The organism is Marinobacter fuscus (assembly GCF_003007675.1).
In the GTDB taxonomy this organism is placed as follows: Bacteria; Pseudomonadota; Gammaproteobacteria; order Pseudomonadales; family Oleiphilaceae; genus Marinobacter; species Marinobacter fuscus.
On record NZ_PXNP01000048.1, the window covers coordinates 1 to 1,826 of the forward strand.

3 protein-coding genes are annotated in these 1,826 nt (G+C 48.4%); all 3 read right to left on the reverse strand.

Translation table 11 applies throughout. The features are described from left to right. Positions 1-67 precede the first annotated feature (67 nt). Complete coding sequence (locus C7H09_RS08145) at positions 68-550, reverse strand: hypothetical protein (protein WP_106762070.1); 483 nt, start codon at positions 548-550, stop codon at positions 68-70. 111 nt (positions 551-661) lie between these two features. Beyond that, complete coding sequence (locus tag C7H09_RS08150) at positions 662-952, reverse strand: hypothetical protein (protein ID WP_240616537.1); 291 nt, start codon at positions 950-952, stop codon at positions 662-664. A 63-nt stretch (positions 953-1,015) separates the two neighbouring features. Beyond that, complete coding sequence (locus tag C7H09_RS08155; protein WP_106762071.1) at positions 1,016-1,264, reverse strand: hypothetical protein; 249 nt, start codon at positions 1,262-1,264, stop codon at positions 1,016-1,018. Positions 1,265-1,826: the final 562 nt, after the last annotated feature.

Genomic DNA, 1,826 nt, shown 5'->3' on the forward strand with positions numbered 1-1,826 from the left:
GCGCCTACGGAATGGAGCCGAAGGCGCAATGTAGTAGGCGTCGCCGTGCCTGCACTGGTTATGTGATTTAACCATTGTGACTGAAAACCACCAGCTTTTTGTCGGGTATCACCATCAGGACAGCCTCATCCGTGAACGAATAATACGAACCACCGGTTCGTCCACTTTCTACGATGTCGTCGTACAAAGAGCCACTGATACTCCCGCCGCAAAGCAGTTCATATGACCAATTTTCCGACCTGCTCCAGTCATCCCTGGGAGTTTCCATCCACTCGCCATATGCATAGTACTGGTCAGAATGACCGCGAGCCTGGCCTGACTCCTTGAAAAACTTAACACCTTGCTCTTTGATAGCTTCTGCTGTTTTACCGCCCAATTTGTAGACGGCCGTACCACAACCTTCCCTAAGCCCAGAATCCGAGGTGATAGAAATGCGGTAACTGAGACTAATATTTTCTGGAATAGCTTTTCTATACCAGTAATCCTCGAATAGGTACCACGCTCCGATTATAGCAACGGCAATTGCTCCAATAATCTTTAAAGCCTTCATGATTCTGCGAGCTTTCCTTGCACATAACGCTGCCAACAGCGGCAGTTTTTTAGCTGCGAAGCAGCGGAGAAACTGTCCAGCGCACATAGTGCGCGTGGCTGCTTGGCCTTGTTATGCCAAGCGGATCTTCCACATGCCCCGCACTCCATCTTCTATCCAGCTACCCTCTAAAATATTTGAGCCCTCAAACCTATGAAGAGTTGCCCTTCCTTTTACCTGCTCCGAGGTTAGTTCATAGTGGCCTGCCCCCCTTTCATGGCCACGGTATAGTATTCTTTTTCCATCTTCTTCGTAGTCCACGACAATATCCTTTTCACCAATTCTTACTTGGCATGGTTCATCCTCATATGATGTATCATCAAAATGAAGAATATCCATTTTTGAATTTTGGTAAATACTCATATCTTTCCTTTATGTATACGGGCATAACGCTGCGCTCTGCCGCTTGTCGGCAGCAGCGCCTTGTTATGCGTCCTCTTCCATTTCATATACCGTCAAATGCCAGTTCTTCGGCCCACTCCAAGATATCTCTTTATAAGAGCCGACAACAATTCCCTTGTCTTGAAGGATGGCCATGAATCGGCTCGGTGAAATGGATGCCTTATAGTCATATGCGAAAGCAACACCTTTCTCATTTAGATCGCACATAAGAGCAGCAAGCTCTTCATTGTCATCTACTACTGCGCAACCTTGAAAACGGGCTTCGTTACCCAAGCCAAGTAATCCTACATCTCCACCTAAGGTTACCTTTCCTTTCTGGATGGACTTAACATACGCAGGAGGTTGTTGCCCTGGAGCGCCTGACTCGATTTTATAAGGTGGCCCCTTTCTTCTCACGCTTCCCCCGCATAACGATGTACGTTCATCTGCCCGAGCGAAGCGAGGGTCGGATGAATGTGTTGTTATAGAGCCAAGTCCTGAAAGAGCTCTGATAAAGCACACCCTCGACGGCCATGCCTGCTTCGAGACGTTCTTCAAACTTCATAATCCAACCGTTTGCGACGGGCTCTGGCGACGAGACTGGCAACCAGCCAAAAGGTAACGCGATCGCTGAGGAATAGCTCTCCCTCGGGGTATGTCCCAAGCGGATCAACCCGCGCGTTATCCGCTTGGGACATACCCCGAGGGTAGCTGAAAACGCATTCAACAACGATCATCCTTGTCTGGTTCTTCGAACCGAATCCCAAACCTGAAAAATACTGTTTATTCGTACAGATCATCGCTGTAGGATTCGGTTAACTGGGAGTTTTTCTGCACCCCAGCCGGGCTTTATAAC

Bases quoted from the DNA above. Each gene is read 5' to 3' on its own strand.
- C7H09_RS08145 (WP_106762070.1), bottom strand. From the start codon at position 550: ATGAAGGCTTTAAAGATTATTGGAGCAATTGCCGTTGCTATAATCGGA.
- C7H09_RS08150 (WP_240616537.1), bottom strand. From the start codon at position 952: ATGAGTATTTACCAAAATTCAAAAATGGATATTCTTCATTTTGATGAT.